The organism is Saccharothrix isguenensis (assembly GCF_052936305.1).
On record NZ_CP193626.1, the window covers coordinates 2,156,414 to 2,172,920 of the forward strand.

The window sequence follows — 16,507 nt, forward strand, 5'->3', positions numbered from 1 at the left end:
GGGTTTCCAGGCGGCGGCGCCAGGCCGGCTGGTGACGCCATCGGCGATCATGCGGTGACCGCCGATCGACCGACCTGGTGATCTCGGGCTGGAGTGCCCGCCGGTGGCACGGTCACGGCGTGGCGGCGGTCCACGGCCGCACGCCCAGCTCGCCGGTGCTGCCGAGGTCGATGGTGAGGGGGTCGCCGCGCTCGCCGATGGGCGTGAACACCTGCGCCGGCCGCCCATCGGCGACGGCGATCTCCAGGTGCTCGCCGACCACGGGCGGCGCGGTCACGTCCGCGTAGGTGTTGCGCCACAGCAGCCCCGTCACCGCCGACTCGCCGGGCCGCACCACGACCGGTTGCGGATCGGCGTCGAACGCATCCACCCGCGAGATCCCGGACGACCCCTGCCCGACCGTGACGGGCAGCGGCTTCCGGTCGGCGTCCAGCACCGTGACCGAGGGGTAGCCGTTCAGCTCCAAGGTCTCGGTGCCGCAGTTGGTCGCCTCCAGCGTCATCACCCGCAGCCCCATGGCTCCTTCCTCGCCCTTCACGGCGTACTCCACGCCGGCGGGACAGGTTTCCGCCGAAGGCGACGGTGGCGGCGGGACCGGCTGGGAAGTGCCGCAGGCGGACACGGCGAGCAGCAGCGGGAAAAGGAGTCGGGACACGGGGTCGATCGTCGCACGAACAGCAAGTTGCCCGTCGACGCATTCCCGGGATAAGCTCGGACTCGTGACTGCCGGGTCGGCCGCGGGCCAAGAACGAGAAAGTCACCCGGCCAAGGTTTGACCGCCGGGTGGGCCAGAGGCCCGCCGCACGCAGGGGTTTCCGAGCTTTCCGCGCACCACGCGCGACGCAGCCGGACCCTGTTCCACACACACGAGCGCCCCCGTACGAGCGCACGATCGCTTTCACCCGCGCACACCTCGGTCCTTCGCGGGACCGCCGTGCTCGCGCGCCTCCACCAAACCTCCACCGAATAACCACGGAGCATTCCCACCCGTGGCGATCGGTCATGCCTGAAAACAGGAGAGACGACAAGAATGGATTTCAACCAGCAGGTGATCGACGAGTTCCGGGCCAACGCGGGCCGGGTCGGCGGGCCTTTCGAGGGCGGCAGGCTCGTCCTGTTGACCACCACGGGAGCCAGGACGGGGGCCCGGCACACCAACCCGGTCGGCTACCTGCCCGACGGTGACCGGATCGTGGTCATCGCGTCGGCCGGCGGCGCGCCCCGCCACCCGGACTGGTTCCACAACCTCGTGGCGAACCCGGTGGTCCAGGTGGAGGACGGCGTGTTCACGTACGACGCCCGGGCCACCGTCCTCGACGGCGGGGAACGGGACGAGCTGTGGGCACGGGCGGTCGAGAGCGACCCGGGCTGGGCCGCGTACCAGGCCAGGACGACCCGGCAGATCCCGGTGGTCGCGCTGACCCAGGTCGCGGGCGGCCCGCCGAACGCGTCCAGCGCGGGCGCCGCGCTCAAGCTCGTGCACGACGCGTTCCGCCGCGAGTTCGCCACCATCCGCCGCGAGGTCGCCGAGGCGAAGCCGACGCTCGGCGCCCAGCTGAAGGTCAACTGCCTGACCGCGTGCCACGGCCTGAAGTTCCACCACACGGCCGAGGACAGCGGCATGTTCCCCGTGCTGCGGGACCGGTACCCGGAGCTCGCGCCGACCCTCGACCGCATCGGCGAGGAGCACGAGCGGATCTCGGACCTGATGGCGCAGCTCCAGCAGACCCTCGACCGCCACGACGTGGCGACCCTGCGCGCGGACGTGGACGGCCTGATCGGCGAGCTGGAGGCCCACCTGGCCTACGAGGAGGAGCAGCTGATCCCGTTCCTCGATCAGCCGGCCGGCGCCGGCAGCCCCGCCACCGGCAACGTGCACACCAACGCGGCGACCAACCCGACCGCCACCACGTAGTGCCGGACGGATGTCCGTCCCGGCATCCGTCGCAGCACCAACGCCACCGCGACCAACGCGGTCAGCGTGATCGGCAAGCAGCGCGCGCCAGGCCCGGTCGAACGAGAACGGCAGGAACGTGTCCGCCCCACAGGGACAGGACCAACGCCGGCAGGCCGAGCCCGGCGGCTGCCGCCGCCGCCATGGTGGACCGCTGCCGCGCCACGCCGTCCTGGGCCACGGCGAACGTCGACATGCTGCTCAACAGCGACTGGAGCCGCGCGACCTCTTCGGCCAGCTCGACGTCCATCGCCTCGCAGTGCCGCAACGCGGCCCGGTGCGTCTCGGCCCGCGGTTTCGGGGAGGCGACGGCTCGCCGCTGGCTCAGCACCAGCAGGTGCGTGCGCTTCTCCCACTCGCGCGAGCATCGGCGCTCCGACGAAGGCGCCCACCAGCGCCGCGAAGCCGATCGTCCCCATGCGCGCGGTCTCCTCCAGTCGGCAGAGGGAGCTGCGCAGGCTCCAGTACCCCTCGCCGGCCCGGCAGTCGAGGCCCATGCAGTCGATCACGGCATCGGCGGAGGAATGCGCCGACAGTCGGATGTGGACGAAGACCACCACCGCGATCAGGACCAGCGCGTACGCGGCCGAGGAGAGCAGGACGGCACGCTGCTGCCGCCAGGCGACCCAGATCACGCCGCCTCCCCGGCTCGCAGGTACGCCACGACCAGGTCGTTCAACGCCGGTGTGCTCGCATCCGGCAGATCCGGCGGGCCGACCAGCCGCAGCAACGCGGTGACCTGGCGTTCGCCCTCCCGGACCGTCACCACCTCGTGGTCGCCGAAGTCCGCGCCGCGGACCGCGACCACCGTCCGGTGACCTTCGACCAGCTCGTCCACGTCACCCTCCAGCCGCACGCCGCCCCGGTCGAGCAGCAGGAGGTGGTCGCACACGCCCTCCAGTTCGGCGAGCACGTGCGAGGACAGCACCACGGTCAGCCCGGTCTCGGCGACCGCCACCATGAGCGCCCGCGTGGTCGTCTCCCGCGCCACGGGGTCCATCTCGGACAACGGCTCGTCCAGCAGCAGACCCGCGGCCGACGGGCCGGCGCGAGCCGGGCCCGGTGCCCGCCGGACAGGCTGCCGACCTTGGCGGCCAACGGCAACCAGGCCTCACCGAAGTGGCCCGCCGTGATCCGGCGGGGCCACTTCGGCGTCGACGGCTCAGGAGCGCCGCTGCCACAGCTCGCGGGCGACCAGCCAGCAGCCGACGAGCAGGAGCAGGCCGTGGGCCATCCGCAGCGGCGGCGGGGTGAAGAACTGCGGCAGGAAGAGCACGAAACCCAGCGCGTAAGGGATGGCGGCACGGCTCTTGAGCTCGACGGCCGCCATCACCGCACCCGCCGCGAGCACGACCAGTCCGACACCGAAGATCGTGATCCCGGCGGGCTGGTAGCGGACCGCGTCGACCACCTCCAGCAGGACCGGGTCCGGCTGCTCCGCCGCACGCACCCCGATGGCGTGCAGGCCGAACGTCTCCGCGCCGTAGTAGACGGACGTGAGCAGCGCACCGGCGATGGTGACGACGGCGGCACGGGAGCGTGCGACGGCCAGCAGGCCGAGGCCGACCAGCAGGAACCCGCCCACGGCGAACAAGTGCGAGGCGACCCACGCGGACGTGCCCATGACGTGCAGCCCGTCCACCGCGGTCTCGTCCGAGTACGGCCGCAGCACCGGGTAGAGCAGGAAGAACGCACCTCCGACGCCGAACGCGGCGGCACCGGCCTTGAGCTTGTCCATGACGTCTCCGTGAGCGCTAGTCGTTTTAGAGAGCACCGCTCTCTGTCGAGGAGAATGCTGCGGCCTGGCGAGCGCCCCGTCAAGAGCACTGCTCTCTTTTGTTGCATCTGCTCTCTCAGTGCGTGATCATCGTCGCCATGACCGGGACACCGAGGCAGCGGGCGCGGGCCCAGGCGATCGAGGACATCAAGCGCATCGCCAAGGAGCAGTTGGCGCGGGAGGGCAGCGCGGCGCTGTCGCTGCGGGCCATCGCCCGCGAGCTGGGGATCGTGTCCTCCGCCGTCTACCGGTACGTGCCCAGCCGGGACGACCTGCTGACCATGCTCATCGTGGACGCCTACAACTCGCTCGGTGACGCGGTCGAGGCCGCCGAGGGCGCGTGCGCGCGGGACGACCTGCGCGGCCGGTGGACGGCGATCGGGTCGGCGGCGCGGACGTGGGCGGTGGAGCGGCCGTCGGAGTACGCGTTGATCTACGGCAGCCCGGTGCCCGGCTACCAGGCGCCGGTGGAGCAGACCGGTGATCCGGGCACGAGGGTGTCGTTGCTGCTGCTGGCGCTGCTGGCGGAGGTCGAGCGCGAACGGTCGCCGGCGACGTCGCTGCCCGGACCGCTCGGCCACGACTTCGCCGCGCTGCGGGACACCCTCGGCCTGGAGATCGGCGACGACCTGCTGGCGCGCGGGTTCCTGGCGTTCTCGGCGGTGTTCGGCCTGATCAGCTTCGAGTTGTTCGGCCAGTACCGGGGCAGCCTCACCGACTGCGCCGCCCACTTCGACCACCAACTCGGCCGGTTGGCGGACGTCATCGGCATCTGAACCAGCGGAATGCGTTGTGGCGCAGGGGTTCGAGCACGACAGGAGGTGCCGTCGGACGACGATCGCTGCCACAGTGGTCGGATGACGCATGCGGTGGTGCTGGGCGCGAGCATGGGCGGGTTGCTCGCGGCACGGGCGTTGGCCGGGGTGTACGACCGGGTCACCGTGGTCGAGCGGGACGCGCTGCCGGTCGCCGCCGGGCACCGCCGAGGGGTGCCGCAGGACAAGCACTTCCACACCATCCTGCTGCGCGGGGCGCAGGTGCTCGACGCGATGTTCCCCGGTCTGACGGACGACCTGGTGGCGGCGGGCGCGCGGCGGGCGAGCTTCCTGGACGAGGCGCGGTTCGTGTTGTCCGGGCACGAGTTGGCGCGCGCGGTGACCGGGGCGTCGGACATCCAGGCGACCCGCCCGATACTGGAGGGCGCGGTCCGGGCCCGCGTCGCGAAGCACCCCGGCGTGCGGATCGTGGCCGGGTGCGACGTGGCCGGGCCGATCGTCGAACGCGACCGGGTGACGGGGGTGAGGGTCGTCGTCGGCGGCGCGGACGGCGTGCTGGAGGCAGACCTCGTGGTCGACGCGATGGGACGTTACGGGCGGGCGCGGGCCTGGCTGACGGCCATGAGCTTCCCGACGCCCGAGGAAGACCGGATCGACGTGGACATGATGTACGTGAGCCGGTTGGTGCGGTTGGCGGAACCGTTCCGGGACAAGCTGGTGCTGGTCGGCCCGGTGCCCGGCCGGACCACCGGGCTGGCGCTCGCCGCGCAGGAGGACGACCGGTGGGTGGTCACCGTGGTCGGCATGGCGGGCGACCACCCGCCGACCGACGAGGCGGACTTCCTCGCGTTCGTCAAGCGGATCGCGCCACCCGACGTGCACGACGCCATCGTCGCCGCCGAACCGCTCGAGGGCTTGCGCTCGCACCGGTTCCCGGCCAGCCTGCGCCGCCGCTACGAACGGCTGCGCCGCTTCCCAGCGGGCCTGCTCGTCTTCGGTGACGCGCTGTGCAGCTTCAACCCGGTCTACGGCCAGGGCATGACCGTCGCGGCACTGGAGGCGGAGGCGCTGCGGAGGTGCCTGCGGGAGGGGGAGCGCGACCTGGCCCGGCGGTTCTTCCGCGCCGCGGCCCGGATCATCGACCCGGTGTGGCAGCTGAACGCCGTCGCCGACCTGGCTCTGCCGGAGATCCACGGGCGCCGCACGCCGGCCACCAGGGTCCTCAACCGGTACGTCGCCCGACTCCAGCGCGTCGGCGCGCACGACCCCGTGGTAGCCGGCGCGTTCATGCGCACCGTCGGACTGCTCGACCCGCTGTCGTCGATCATGCGACCCGGCGTCCTGGCCCGCGTGGTGGTCGGGGGCGCGCGCCGGCGCTGAGCCGTCCGCCGAACGGCTACCTTGGGCGCATGCTGTTATCCGCGGTGTTCGCGGTGAGCGCGGTCTACGTGATCGCGGGGGTGATCAGCCGCCGGGTGCAGCCGCGCAACCCGATCGGTCTGCTGTTCGTGCTAGTCGGGGTCGGCTGGGCGCTCGACTACCTGATCTGCGGCGAGTCTTCGTTCCTGCCGTTGCTGGTGGCGAACGTCTGGGCCTCGGTGCTCGGACACGCCCTGGTGGCGTTCCCGACGGGCAGGCTGCGCACGCTGCCGCGGCGGCTGGTCGTGGCCGCCGGGTACGCCGAGACCGTCCTGCTGAGCGTGGCGTTCGAGTTCTCACACGAGCCGTGGAGCGTCGCGGTGACCGACGCCGAGACGTCCATGACGGCCGTGGTCGGCGGCGCGATGCTGGCGCTGCAGCTGTACCGCTGGCGGTGCAGCAGCATCGCGCAACGCCGGACCCTCACGTCGATGCTGGGCGCGACCGCGGTGGCGATCATCGTGTTCGTGGTGTGGGAACCGGTGGCGCGTGCGGGCCTCAACCCGCCCGCCGTGGTGCTGATGCTGGCGTTGAGCGGCATCCCGTTCGCCTACCTCGCCGGGTTGCTGCGTCGCCGGATGGACCGCGGCGCGCTGGTCGACCTGGTCGTGCGGCTCAGCGGTGACAGCCGGCGGGCGGGGGTGCAGGAGGCGTTGGCCGCGACGCTGCACGACCCGGGCCTGCGGGTCGCGTACTGGGTGGCCGAGCAGGAGCAGTACGTGGACGCGGACGGGCAGCCCGTCGAGCTGGACTCCGCGCACACCAGGGTGGACCGTGGCGGCGCGCCGGTCGCCGTGCTGCTGCACGACCCGGTGCTGGACCTGGAACTGGTGGACGCCGCGTGCGCCGCCGTGGGCCTGGCGCTGGAGAACGAACGGCTCACCGCCGAGCTGCGGGCGCAGGTCCGGCAGCTGGGCGAGTCACGGGCGAAAGTGCTGCGCGCGGCGGAGGACGAGCGCCGCCGGGTGGAGCGGGACCTGCACGACGGCGTCCAGCAGAGGTTGCTGTCGGTGGTCATGACGTTGGGGCTGGCGGAAACCGTGCCGCCGGAACGCGGGCGGGCGCTCGCGGCCGAGGCCAAGCAGGCGGTGCTGGCGACCATCGACGACGTGCGCGCGGTGTGCCACGGCATCCACCCGCCGGTGCTCACCGAACGGGGCCTGCACGGCGCGGTGCGGGAGCTGACGGCGCTGGCCGAGCCGAGGGTGGAGCTGACCCTGGACCTGCCCCACCCCGTGCCGCCGTTGCTGGAGACGACGGCGTACTACGTGGTGGCGGAGGCGTTGGCGAACGTCACGAAGCACGCGGACGCGTCCAGCACGAAGGTCGTGATCACCGGGGGTGACGGTCGGCTGGTGGTGCGGGTGGACGACGACGGGCGTGGGGGCGCGAACCCGGAGCGGGGCTCGGGGCTGCGCGGCCTGAGTGAACGGGTGGAGGCGAACGGGGGAACGATGCGGGTGGTCAGTGCGGCGTCCGAGGGCACGAGCGTGCGGGTGGTGCTCCCGTGCGGGTCGTGATCGCGGAGGACTCGACGTTGCTGCGCGAGGGGTTGACCAGGCTGCTGGCGGAGGCCGGGTTCGACGTCGTTGCGGCGGTGGAGGACGCGCCGGCGTTGATGGCGTCGGTCGACGAGCACCGGCCCGACGTGGCCATCGTGGACATCCGGATGCCCCCGACGCACACCGACGAAGGCCTTCGGGCGGCGCTGGCGTTGCGCCGGCTGTACCCGGAGACCGGGGTGTTGGTGCTGTCGCAGTACGTCCGCGTGAGCTACGCGGCCGAGTTGTTGGACGCGGGCGCGGACGGCGTCGGCTACCTGCTGAAGGACCGGGTGTCCGACCTGGCCGAGTTCGCCGCCTCGATCCGCCGGGTCGGCGCGGGCGGGTCGGCGTTCGACCCGGAGGTGGTGAGCCGGCTGCTGGTGCGGCGGCGGGACGACAGCGACGGCCGGCTGACCGACCGGGAACGGTCGGTGCTCGCGCTGATGGCGGAAGGGCGCACGAACCAGGCGATCGCGCAGCGGCTGTTCATCGCCGAGCGCACCGTGGAGAAGCACTGCACGAGCATCTTCACCAAGCTGAGCCTGTCCGCCAGCCCGCACGACCACCGCCGTGTGCTGGCGGTGCTGCGGTACTTGAACGCATGAGGTGCGGGTAGCCACACCTCCTGGTGAGGCTGGCACCATTCCGGCCGGTCGGGGCGGGCGGCAGGCTGGCACCATGCAATCGGGGCGGAACTTTGAAGTTGACGAAGTGGTGGGCAGCCCGGCGCCGGCGCGCGAGCGGCCCCGGGCGGACCACCGCACCGACCTGATCACGATCCTGCTGGGGACGTGGTTCTCGGCCGGGCTGTTCCTGGACGCGTGGGCGCACTCGAACGTGCCCGAGCTGGAGTCGTTCTTCACGCCGTGGCACGCGGTGTTCTACTCGGGGTTCGCGGCGACCGGCGCCTGGATCCTCTGGGTACTGTGGCGCAACTACCGGCCGGGCATGCGCCCGCTGGACGTGATCCCGGTCGGCTACGGCCCGGCGGTGGTCGCGCTGCCCGTGTTCGCCGTGGCTGGCGCGGGCGACTACCTGTGGCACACGTTGATCGGCATCGAAAAGGGCATCGACATCCTGTTCAGCCCCACCCACCTCGCCCTGATCACGTCGATGATCCTGATCCTCACCACGCCGTTGCGCACCGCGTGGAACGACCGGGAGATGGTCGCGCCGTCGTTCCGGCAGTTCCTGCCCGCCGCGCTGTCGCTGGCGTTCACCGCCGCACTGGTGCTGCTGTTCGCCGGCTACGCCGACGCGACGGTGTTCGACAGCAGCCGGATCCTCGAGTCGTTCAGCTTCGACAAGGACCAGGGCGGCTCGCGCCTGGCGAACAGCCTCGCCTCGTCCATCCTGGTCACCAACCTGATCATGGTGGTGCCGCTGCTCCTGGCCGCCCGCCGGTTCCGGCTCCCGTTCGGCGTCGCGACCCTGCTGTCCGTCGTGGTGATGGCGCTCGGCACCGCCGTCGCCGACTACACCAACATCAGCACCGCGATCGGGTTCGTCCTCGCCGGCGTCGTCGTCGACGTGCTGCTGCTGACGCTGCGCCCCTCCGAGGACCGGCTCAAGGAGTACCGGATCTTCGGCGCGGCGGCGTCGTTCGTCACGTGGGTGGCCTTCTTCGCGGCAGCGGGCATCGACCAGGGCGCGATGCCGACCGTCACCGAGATGTGGACCGGCGCACCGGTGATGGCCGCGCTGCACGGCCTGCTCATGGCGGTGGTGCTCGTCCCGACCGCCCGCCGGTGAGGGCGGTCCTCCTCGCCCTGCTGATCGCCACGTCGCTGGTTGTTGCGACCTCCCCGGCTCAGGCGCACGCCGGCGGCCTCACGCCGCAGGACCACCTGAGCCGGGTCACCGCGATCGACCCGCCGCTGCCCGGCGTGACGGCGACGATGGTCAACCACGGCACGCAGGTGGAGGTCCGCAACGGCGGCGCCACCCCGATCACCGTCGCCGACCACGTGGTCGCGCCCGGCGAGACGTACCGCTTCCGCGACGAACGCACCACCGCGCCCCAGTGGGAACTGCCGCTGGGCACGTCCGTGATCAAGGGCCGGGTCGACACGACACCGGGCCCGAACCCGTTGTGCTGGCTGCTCCTCACGGCCGCGCTCGCCCTCGGCGGCTACTTCCTCGGTCGTGGGCGGGCGTTGCTCGCGGCGGGTGTCGTCGTGGTGACGGCGGCACACGCCTGGCACGCGGTGGGGTCCGCGCTCGCGGTGACCGGCCAGTCGTTCGCGCCGCTGCTCATCGGTGCGAGCGGGGTGGGTCTGGTGGCGTGGCCGCTGGCCGTGGTGACGGTGGTGGCGGCGGTGCGGCGCGCACCGGCGACCGCGTTCGTGGCGGCCGTGGTCGGCGCGATGCTCGTGGTGGCGGGGATCCCCGACTTCGACAGCTTCCGCTTCTCCCAGCTGCCGTTCGCCGGTCCGGGCGACCTGGACCGGCTGCTCGTGGCACTGACCCTCGGCGGCGGCCTCGGCCTCGCCGCGGGCGGATTCGACAACATGAGAAAGGGTGGTCCGACCACATGACAAGGGGTCCGGTGATCCGTGTTCTGTTGCTCACCCTGCTCGTCGTGGCGGGGTGCTCCCCGGGCACGTCCGCCGCGCCGCCCGATCCGCTGGTGCTCCGACTGTCGGCGGACGAGGAGTCGCGGCAACGGGTGGAAGCGGTGCGGGGGCAGGCCATCGAGATGACGATCACCAGCGAGAAGCCGGTGGAGGTGCACGTGCACGGGTTCGACGTGCGCGGTGACGCCGACTCGGGCAAGCCCGCGGTGCTCGAGTTCACCGCGGACCGGACCGGGACGTTCGACGTGGAGGCGCACCCGGACACGCTGCTGGCGCGCCTGATCGTGCGGTGACCGTCCTCGCGCACGGCGTCGGCGCGCGGCACGACCTGCCGTTGCCGCTGGACCTTGTGCTGCAGGGCGCGGCGGTGGCGCTGCTGGCGTCGTTCCTGGCGCTGGGTGTGCTGTGGACGAAACCCCGGTTCGCCGCCGCCGCGCCGACACCCGAGCGCGACTGGTGGCCCGTGCGGGCACTGGTCTTGGTCGGCCTGGTGCTCGTGCCCGCGCAGGCGTGGCCGCACCTGGTGTTCGTGTTGCTCTGGGTCGGCGTGGCCGTGCTGTCGGTGGTGTTCGGTCCGGTGTGGTGGGTGCTCAACCCGCTGCGCCTGGCCGCCCGCGCCACGCTCGACCGCCCGTACCCGGAGTGGCTGGGCCACTGGCCGGCGGCGCTGGGGCTGCTGGCGTTCACGTGGGTCGAGCTGGTCGAGTCGGACGCGCTGCCGTGGTTCCTGGTGGCGTACGCGGTGGTGAACGTCGCCGGCGGCGTGGTGTTCGGTCGCACGTGGTTCGAGCGGGCCGACGGGTTCGAGGTGTTCTCGACGCTCCTGGGCCGGCTGTCGCCCCTGCACGGCAACCCGTTCCACGCGCTCGTCGCCACGCCCGTGCGGCCCGGTCTGGTCGCCGTCGTGGCGGTGCTGCTGGGGTCGACCGCCTTCGACAGCATCGGCTCCAGCCTCGCCTGGGCGAGCCTGTCGGTGCCCGACTCACTGGGGCTGGTGGTGACCGTGGGACTGGTCGCGGGCAGCTACCTGCTCGCGTGCCGGTCGTTCGGCGGACAGCTGGCGCACTCGTTGATCCCGATCATCGCCGGGTACGTGGTGGCGCACTACTACTCGCTGCTCGCGGTGGAGGGCCAACGGGCCGTCGCGCTGCTGTTCGGCGTCACCGGCTTCACCCCGAGCGACGCCCTCGCCGCTCCGGTCCTGGTCGCGTCCGTGCAGATCGGCGCGGTGCTGGCCGGTCACCTGTTGGCCGTCGTGGCCGCGCACGACCGCACGTTGCGGCTGCTGCCGCCGGAGAAGCAGCTGACCGGCCAGGTGCCGCTGCTCGTGCTGATGGTGGGCTACACGTCGGGCGGTCTGGCCCTGCTGTTCGCCGCTTGAGCAGGGCGCGGTGGCCTCGGGTGACTCGATCGGCCCAATGCACTGGTCCGATGAGCGGCGGGGGACCGCAGTCGAGCGGGCACGTCACGCTCCGCGTGCCGCTGCGTGCCCTTCCGTCACTCGACAGTTTGGATTTCGAGTGCGGGCGTATGAACCTGCTTTTCCTGGGGAACGCCGATCACTAGCTTGCGGAGCGTGGAACTCGCGGATCTGACGAATCGGAACCAGGTAGTGGAAGGGCGTCCATGAGCGTGTACCTCACGGGTCTGCTCTGGGTCGGCGGCGCGGCCATCGTCGCCGCCGTCCTCGCCTACGTGATCCGCAAGTACGGGCCGGCGGAGGGCCGAGCGGCCAACAACGAGGCCGCCGGGCAGGTGTTCACCATCGTGGGCGGCCTGCACGCGGTCCTGGTGGCGTTCGTGCTGATCGCCCTGTTCGATGCCGTCACCCAGGCGAGTGACGCCGCGTACCGGGAAGCCGACGGCCTGGTGGCGGCGACGTGGGCGAGCGACGCGCTGTCCGAGGAAACGGGTCAGGAGGTGCGCCACCTCTCCCGCGAGTACGCGACGACCGTCATCCAGGACGAGTGGCCCGCGATGCAGCGGGGGAAGGACTTCGAGTCCACCGGCTGGTCCCAGCTCGACCGGCTGCGCCAGGTGGTGGCCCAGGCGCCCGCGACCGACGAGTGGGAGGTCGACCGCAAGACCGAGGCGGCGTCCCAGCTCTGGCAGGTGTACGAGGCGCGGCAGGCCCGGTTGGACGCGGCCGGCGGTGAGATCAGCACGGTGGTGTGGTTCGTGCTGGTGGTGGGCAGCGTGCTGGCCATCTGCCTGCCGCTGCTGTTCGGCGGGCCGCTGATTCGCACGCACGTCCTCATCGTGGCCACCCTGGCCGCGACCATCACGCTGCTGCTGTACGCGGCGTTCCAGTTGCAGAACCCGTTCGGCGGCGGCGCCGAGGTGAGCCCCGCGGCCTTCGAAGCGGCTATCGAGCGGTTCGGATGATCGAAGCGCTCGCTCAGGTCGTGTGCACGACCCTCCAAGTGGAGGCCGCCGCGCACGGCCCGTCGACGGCGTTCCAGGTGCGGTTCCCCTCGGGTGCGGTGACGCGCCTGACCGTGCTGGACGTGCGGCTGAACGCCATCGGCTACTCCGCGCGGCAGGACCTCGTGTACGGCATCGACGACCACGGTCGGCTCGTCGCGCTCGACCGCGCCGGGCGGATGGTCGGCACCCCCACCCGCCCGTCGCCCCTGCTGCGGCACGCGGTGGCGGGAGCGGTGGTGGGGGAGCGGCTGGTGGTGCGGGTGGGGCCGGCGCTGTACTCGCTCGACATCGACCCGACCGGTGGGCGTTTCGGGCGGGTCGTGCACGAAGCGTGGATGAGGACGCCGCGGGCGCTGACCGTGGACGACTTCGACGTGAACCCGGCTGATGGCCTGCTCTACGGCGTGGCGACGCGGACGCACGGGCACGGCGCGGTGGTCACCATCGACCCGCGCACCGGCCGGGTGGAGGAGGTGCCGGGAGCCGGGCGGCTGCCGGGTGGGAGTGGGTACGGCGCGGTGACGTTCAGCCCGGAGGGTGCGCTGTACGCGACGCAGAACCGGCACGGTAGGCGGAGCACGTTGTGGCGGGTGGCGCTCGACGGTTCGGGCGTGGTCACCGAGATCTCGTCCCGGCAGGCGCTGCACACCATCGACTCGTCCGGCTGCCTCTCCACGCTCCCGACCCCCACGCCGACTCCGACCCCCACGCCGACTCCGACCCCCACGCCGACTCCGACCCCCACGCCGACTCCGACCCCCACGCCGACCCCGACCCCCACGCCGACCCCGACCCCGACCCCAACGCCGACTCCAACCCCAACGCCGACTCCAACCCCAACCCCAACCCCAACGCCGACCCCGACTCCCACCCCAACACCGACGCCGAGCCCAACTCAGACGACGACCCCGCCTCCCCAGCCGACGGTGACCACAACACCTCCTCCTCCACCGCCACCGCCGCCACCGCCGCCGCCACCACCGCCGCCACCGCCGCCACCACCGCCGCCGCCACCGGTGGCCATTCCCGCCCCGACCACGGCGAGGCCGATCACGACCACCACACCCACCACGACAACGCCGATCACGACCACACCGGCACGCACCCAGCCGACCGCGCCACCGCCGACCGCGCCACCCCCGGACACCCCGCCCCCGGACACCCCGGCCCGGGAGGCCCTGGACATGCCGGAGCGGCGGGTGAACTCCGTGGAACGAGCCGACAACATGGTTCGGGACCAACGCCGCTGGGGCCTGACCGCGCTCATCCTGATCCTCGCCGCAGGAGCGCTGGCTCGTCAGGCGTCGAACCGCCGGCGGTAGCCCGACACCAGCCCCAAGACCGACCGGGCAGCTACCGCGCCTACCCGGAAGAGCCGTGCGCGGTCGCCGTGTCATCCGAACAGCCGCCGATGTCCTCCGAAGGTGCGACCTGACCGCAGACCATCGGCCGACGATGGATCGCCCACCCCCGCCCTAGCTTCGTTTGCACAAGGGGAGTCGTGGAGGGGGACATGGGCGGACGCATCGCGGCGCTGGACGTGCTGCGCGGGGTGGCGATCCTGGGCACGCTGGGCACGAACGTCTGGGCGTTCACGCACCCGGGAGGGCCGGCCGGGTTCCTGGCGGACTTCGGCGACCCGACCGACGCGTTGTCGCGCATGGTCACGAACGGCAAGTTCCTGGGTCTGCTGTCGATCCTGTTCGGCATCGGTCTGGCGATCCAGCACGACTCGGCGGTGCGGTGCGGGCAGCGGTGGCCCGGCTGGTACCTGTGGCGGTCGGCGCTGCTGCTGTTCGAGGGCCTGATCCACTACGTGCTGATCTTCGAGTTCGACGTGCTGATGTTCTACGCGATCGTGTCGGTGCTGGCCGCCTACCTCGTCGGCCGGAGTGCGCGGGTCATCAAGGGGTGGATGGTCGGGCTGGGCGCGGTGCACCTCGCGTTCGTCGGCCTGCTGACGGTGGGGATGCTCGCCGGTGTGGCGGAGGCCGGTGATCCGACGCTCGCGGTCAGCACCGCGAGTTGGTGGGGGCAGGTGCAGGCACGGATCGAGCTGTTCGCGGTGTTCCGCGCCGAGGGGTTCTTCGTGCTGCCGTTGAGCGGGGTGCTGTTCCTGGCCGGCGTCCGCCTGTACGAGGCCGGTGCGCTGGAGGACTCGTCGCGCGGCGTGCGGGTCCAGCGTCGGCTGATGGTGTGGGGTCTCGGCGTCGGCGTGCCGCTCAACGTGCTGACGACCGTGGCCGGCCCGGAGTGGTTCGCGGTCGACCGGTACGTGTGCGCGCCGCTGGTCGCGTTCGGGCTGCTCGGTGCGATCACCGCGTTCGTCCACCGCGCGGGTGCGCCGGGGTTCCTGCGCCGGGGCGTGACGGCGGTCGGCCGGTCGGCGTTGAGCTGCTACATCGGGCAGAACGTGATCGCGTCCGTCCTCTGCTACCAGTGGGGCCTCGACCTGGCCCGGCGTTTCGGGCACCTCGGCGCGTTGTTCGCTGCGGGCACGTGGCTGGCGGTCTCGGTGCTGCTGGTGCTCGGTGCGTCGTGGTGGATGCGGCGGTTCACCCGAGGCCCGGTGGAGATCCTGTGGGACCGGGCGTACCGAGCGCCACGAACGACAGCCCGCCCACGCCTGACACCGCCGGCCTGACACCGCCCGATCTGACACCGCCCGATCTCACACCGCCGAGCACGCGGTCACCGGGGGAGAGGCGCCCGCCGACCGCGTGCTCAGCGGGCGCCGCGCCTCGTTCAGCCCGGTCCGGCGAGCAGTCGGCGCAGCGCCGCCGGTGTGTGGCCGAGGTGGTCGCGGACGGTGCGGGTCATGTGGGCCTGGTCGGCGAAACCGAGGTCCGCCGCCAGACCGGCCAGGTCGTCCTCGCCCGCCTCCAACCGGTCGACCGCACGCCAGACCCGCACCCGGTTGCGGAACCTGGTCAGCGAGACGCCGATCTCGCCGCTGAACGCCCGGCTCAACCGGTACGGCGACACGCCCAGCGACTCCGCCAGCAGCACCAGACCGGCCGATTCGGGTGTGCCGGCCAGCACCGCCGCCCGTGCCGCCGCCACCACCCGGCGGTCCGCCGCACCGGGCAGCGGGCGGTCCACGACCCGGCCCACCGCCGCGCCCACCAGCCGCACCAACCCCTCGGCCACGCCGAACTCCACGTCGCCACCGGCCACCACCCGCCGGTGCGCCAACTCCACCGCCGCGTCCACGTGGAACGCCGACCGCGCGGGCCGCTCCTCGCCCACCACCGACCGCCACAGCTCCGGCCGCAGCCACACCGCCGTGCACACGTCCCCACCGGCCGGGTGCGCGAACTCCGCCTGCTCGCCCGGGACGCTCACGTACGCCGTGCCCGGCTCGACGTCGAACACCCCGTCCCGCGCCCGCCGCCGGAACCGCCCACGCCGCACGAGCACGATCACGTGCCCGCGCGCCGCCTCCGCCTCCGACCACCGGGGGTGCGACTCCGTGCAGGTCACGGCCTCGACCCTGAAGTCGGCCGACGCCGCGAGCGATACTGGGGTGAGCACACCCGCAAGCTACGCGGGGGGTCCGACAAAAAAGTTCAAGACCGGTCCTGCCCTGGTCGGAGAAGCTGCACACCGTCACCAAGCAGGGACCGAGAAGGGATCCGCCATGCGCCTCGCCACGATCATCCTCGACAGCGCCGACCCGGCGGAGCTAGCCGGGTTCTACACCGCTGCCACCGGTTGGGAGCCGACCTACACCGACGACACGTTCGTGTTCATCGGTGACAGCGGCTCGGTGCGGCTGGGCTTCCAGCGCGTCGCCGACTACCAAGCCCCCTCGTGGCCGGACGAGGGCACGCACGCCCACCTGGACTTCAGCGTGCCCGACGTCGACCAGGCCGTCACGACCCTCGTCGCGCTCGGCGCGCGCAAGCCGGAGTTCCAGCCGGGCAAGGACGACTGGACCGTCCTCCTCGACCCGGAGGGCCACCCGTTCTGCCTGTCCAAGGGCGACTAGGCGCTGCGCCACGAGGAACCGCCCCGCCGGGAGGCTCGGCGGG

The 16,507-nt window shown here is 72.3% G+C and carries 18 protein-coding genes; 13 read left to right on the plus strand and 5 right to left on the minus strand.

What is annotated here, in order from left to right; genetic code table 11:
* Window positions 1-112 precede the first annotated feature (112 nt).
* Window positions 113-655 carry a DUF4232 domain-containing protein gene (locus ACRAKI_RS10415; protein ID WP_447006845.1) on the minus strand — a complete coding sequence of 181 codons (543 nt, stop codon included), beginning with the start codon at window positions 653-655 and terminating at the stop codon, window positions 113-115.
* 375 nt (window positions 656-1,030) lie between these two features.
* On the opposite strand from ACRAKI_RS10415, the gene ACRAKI_RS10420 reads away from it, so the two are divergent.
* Window positions 1,031-1,915 (plus strand): nitroreductase/quinone reductase family protein, encoded by an 885-nt coding sequence (locus tag ACRAKI_RS10420; protein ID WP_447006846.1) that lies wholly within the window; start codon window positions 1,031-1,033, stop codon window positions 1,913-1,915.
* Window positions 1,916-1,976: 61 nt separating this feature from the next.
* Here the strand turns inward: ACRAKI_RS10420 and ACRAKI_RS10425 are convergent, their stop codons facing one another.
* From ACRAKI_RS10425 to ACRAKI_RS10435, 3 genes are all read right to left on the minus strand, one after another.
* Window positions 1,977-2,285, minus strand: coding sequence for a hypothetical protein (locus ACRAKI_RS10425; protein ID WP_447006847.1), 309 nt, complete (start codon window positions 2,283-2,285; stop codon window positions 1,977-1,979).
* 300 nt (window positions 2,286-2,585) lie between these two features.
* Window positions 2,586-2,963, minus strand: a complete 378-nt coding sequence (locus ACRAKI_RS10430) for a hypothetical protein (protein ID WP_447006848.1) — start codon at window positions 2,961-2,963, stop codon at window positions 2,586-2,588.
* 153 nt (window positions 2,964-3,116) lie between these two features.
* Window positions 3,117-3,692, minus strand: a complete 576-nt coding sequence (locus ACRAKI_RS10435) for a hypothetical protein (RefSeq protein ID WP_447006849.1) — start codon at window positions 3,690-3,692, stop codon at window positions 3,117-3,119.
* Between the two features lie 137 nt (window positions 3,693-3,829).
* On the opposite strand from ACRAKI_RS10435, the gene ACRAKI_RS10440 reads away from it, so the two are divergent.
* The 11 genes from ACRAKI_RS10440 to ACRAKI_RS10490 all read left to right on the plus strand — a co-directional run bounded on the left by ACRAKI_RS10440 (window position 3,830) and on the right by ACRAKI_RS10490 (window position 15,117).
* Entirely contained in the window at window positions 3,830-4,507 is a 678-nt protein-coding gene (locus tag ACRAKI_RS10440; protein ID WP_447006850.1) for a TetR/AcrR family transcriptional regulator, read from the plus strand.
* Window positions 4,508-4,588: 81 nt separating this feature from the next.
* Window positions 4,589-5,887, plus strand: a complete 1,299-nt coding sequence (locus ACRAKI_RS10445) for an FAD-dependent oxidoreductase (protein ID WP_447006851.1) — start codon at window positions 4,589-4,591, stop codon at window positions 5,885-5,887.
* A 29-nt stretch (window positions 5,888-5,916) separates the two neighbouring features.
* Window positions 5,917-7,446, plus strand: a complete 1,530-nt coding sequence (locus ACRAKI_RS10450) for a sensor histidine kinase (RefSeq protein ID WP_447006852.1) — start codon at window positions 5,917-5,919, stop codon at window positions 7,444-7,446.
* Complete coding sequence (locus ACRAKI_RS10455; RefSeq protein ID WP_447006853.1) at window positions 7,434-8,075, plus strand: response regulator transcription factor; 642 nt, start codon at window positions 7,434-7,436, stop codon at window positions 8,073-8,075. Before ACRAKI_RS10450 ends, ACRAKI_RS10455 begins: the two co-directional genes overlap by 13 nt.
* Window positions 8,076-8,181: 106 nt before the next feature.
* The gene (locus tag ACRAKI_RS10460; protein ID WP_447006854.1) at window positions 8,182-9,222 is read left to right on the plus strand and encodes a hypothetical protein; all 1,041 of its coding nucleotides are present in this window, start codon (window positions 8,182-8,184) and stop codon (window positions 9,220-9,222) included.
* Entirely contained in the window at window positions 9,219-10,007 is a 789-nt protein-coding gene (locus tag ACRAKI_RS10465) for a hypothetical protein (RefSeq protein WP_447006855.1), read from the plus strand. The genes ACRAKI_RS10460 and ACRAKI_RS10465 overlap by 4 nt, the downstream gene beginning before the upstream one ends.
* Window positions 10,008-10,018: 11 nt before the next feature.
* Window positions 10,019-10,339 carry a hypothetical protein gene (locus ACRAKI_RS10470; RefSeq protein ID WP_447006856.1) on the plus strand — a complete coding sequence of 107 codons (321 nt, stop codon included), beginning with the start codon at window positions 10,019-10,021 and terminating at the stop codon, window positions 10,337-10,339.
* Window positions 10,336-11,427: a hypothetical protein gene (locus tag ACRAKI_RS10475; RefSeq protein ID WP_447006857.1), complete on the plus strand. Its 1,092-nt coding sequence runs from the start codon at window positions 10,336-10,338 to the stop codon at window positions 11,425-11,427. Before ACRAKI_RS10470 ends, ACRAKI_RS10475 begins: the two co-directional genes overlap by 4 nt.
* Window positions 11,428-11,672: 245 nt before the next feature.
* Complete coding sequence (locus ACRAKI_RS10480; RefSeq protein ID WP_447006858.1) at window positions 11,673-12,431, plus strand: bestrophin-like domain; 759 nt, start codon at window positions 11,673-11,675, stop codon at window positions 12,429-12,431.
* Window positions 12,428-13,795 carry a DUF6923 family protein gene (locus ACRAKI_RS10485; RefSeq protein WP_447006859.1) on the plus strand — a complete coding sequence of 456 codons (1,368 nt, stop codon included), beginning with the start codon at window positions 12,428-12,430 and terminating at the stop codon, window positions 13,793-13,795. Before ACRAKI_RS10480 ends, ACRAKI_RS10485 begins: the two co-directional genes overlap by 4 nt.
* Before the next feature lie 191 nt (window positions 13,796-13,986).
* Window positions 13,987-15,117, plus strand: coding sequence for a DUF418 domain-containing protein (locus ACRAKI_RS10490; protein ID WP_447006860.1), 1,131 nt, complete (start codon window positions 13,987-13,989; stop codon window positions 15,115-15,117).
* A 101-nt stretch (window positions 15,118-15,218) separates the two neighbouring features.
* On the opposite strand, the gene ACRAKI_RS10495 is transcribed toward ACRAKI_RS10490, so the two are convergent.
* Window positions 15,219-16,007, minus strand: coding sequence for a helix-turn-helix domain-containing protein (locus ACRAKI_RS10495; protein WP_447006861.1), 789 nt, complete (start codon window positions 16,005-16,007; stop codon window positions 15,219-15,221).
* Between the two features lie 106 nt (window positions 16,008-16,113).
* Between ACRAKI_RS10495 and ACRAKI_RS10500 the strand changes: the two genes are divergently transcribed.
* A complete protein-coding gene (locus ACRAKI_RS10500; protein ID WP_447006862.1) occupies window positions 16,114-16,464 on the plus strand; it encodes a VOC family protein in 351 nt (116 codons plus the stop codon).
* Window positions 16,465-16,507: the final 43 nt, after the last annotated feature.

What these genes read in the sequence shown, in the direction of transcription:
- ACRAKI_RS10480 (WP_447006858.1), top strand. Translation starts at nt 11,673, where the DNA reads ATGAGCGTGTACCTCACGGGTCTGCTCTGGGTCGGCGGCGCGGCCATC.
- ACRAKI_RS10500 (WP_447006862.1), top strand. Translation starts at nt 16,114, where the DNA reads ATGCGCCTCGCCACGATCATCCTCGACAGCGCCGACCCGGCGGAGCTA.
- ACRAKI_RS10485 (WP_447006859.1), top strand. Translation starts at nt 12,428, where the DNA reads ATGATCGAAGCGCTCGCTCAGGTCGTGTGCACGACCCTCCAAGTGGAG.
- ACRAKI_RS10445 (WP_447006851.1), top strand. Translation starts at nt 4,589, where the DNA reads ATGACGCATGCGGTGGTGCTGGGCGCGAGCATGGGCGGGTTGCTCGCG.
- ACRAKI_RS10440 (WP_447006850.1), top strand. Translation starts at nt 3,830, where the DNA reads ATGACCGGGACACCGAGGCAGCGGGCGCGGGCCCAGGCGATCGAGGAC.
- ACRAKI_RS10450 (WP_447006852.1), top strand. Translation starts at nt 5,917, where the DNA reads ATGCTGTTATCCGCGGTGTTCGCGGTGAGCGCGGTCTACGTGATCGCG.
- ACRAKI_RS10420 (WP_447006846.1), top strand. Translation starts at nt 1,031, where the DNA reads ATGGATTTCAACCAGCAGGTGATCGACGAGTTCCGGGCCAACGCGGGC.
- ACRAKI_RS10490 (WP_447006860.1), top strand. Translation starts at nt 13,987, where the DNA reads ATGGGCGGACGCATCGCGGCGCTGGACGTGCTGCGCGGGGTGGCGATC.
- ACRAKI_RS10435 (WP_447006849.1), bottom strand. Translation starts at nt 3,692, where the DNA reads ATGGACAAGCTCAAGGCCGGTGCCGCCGCGTTCGGCGTCGGAGGTGCG.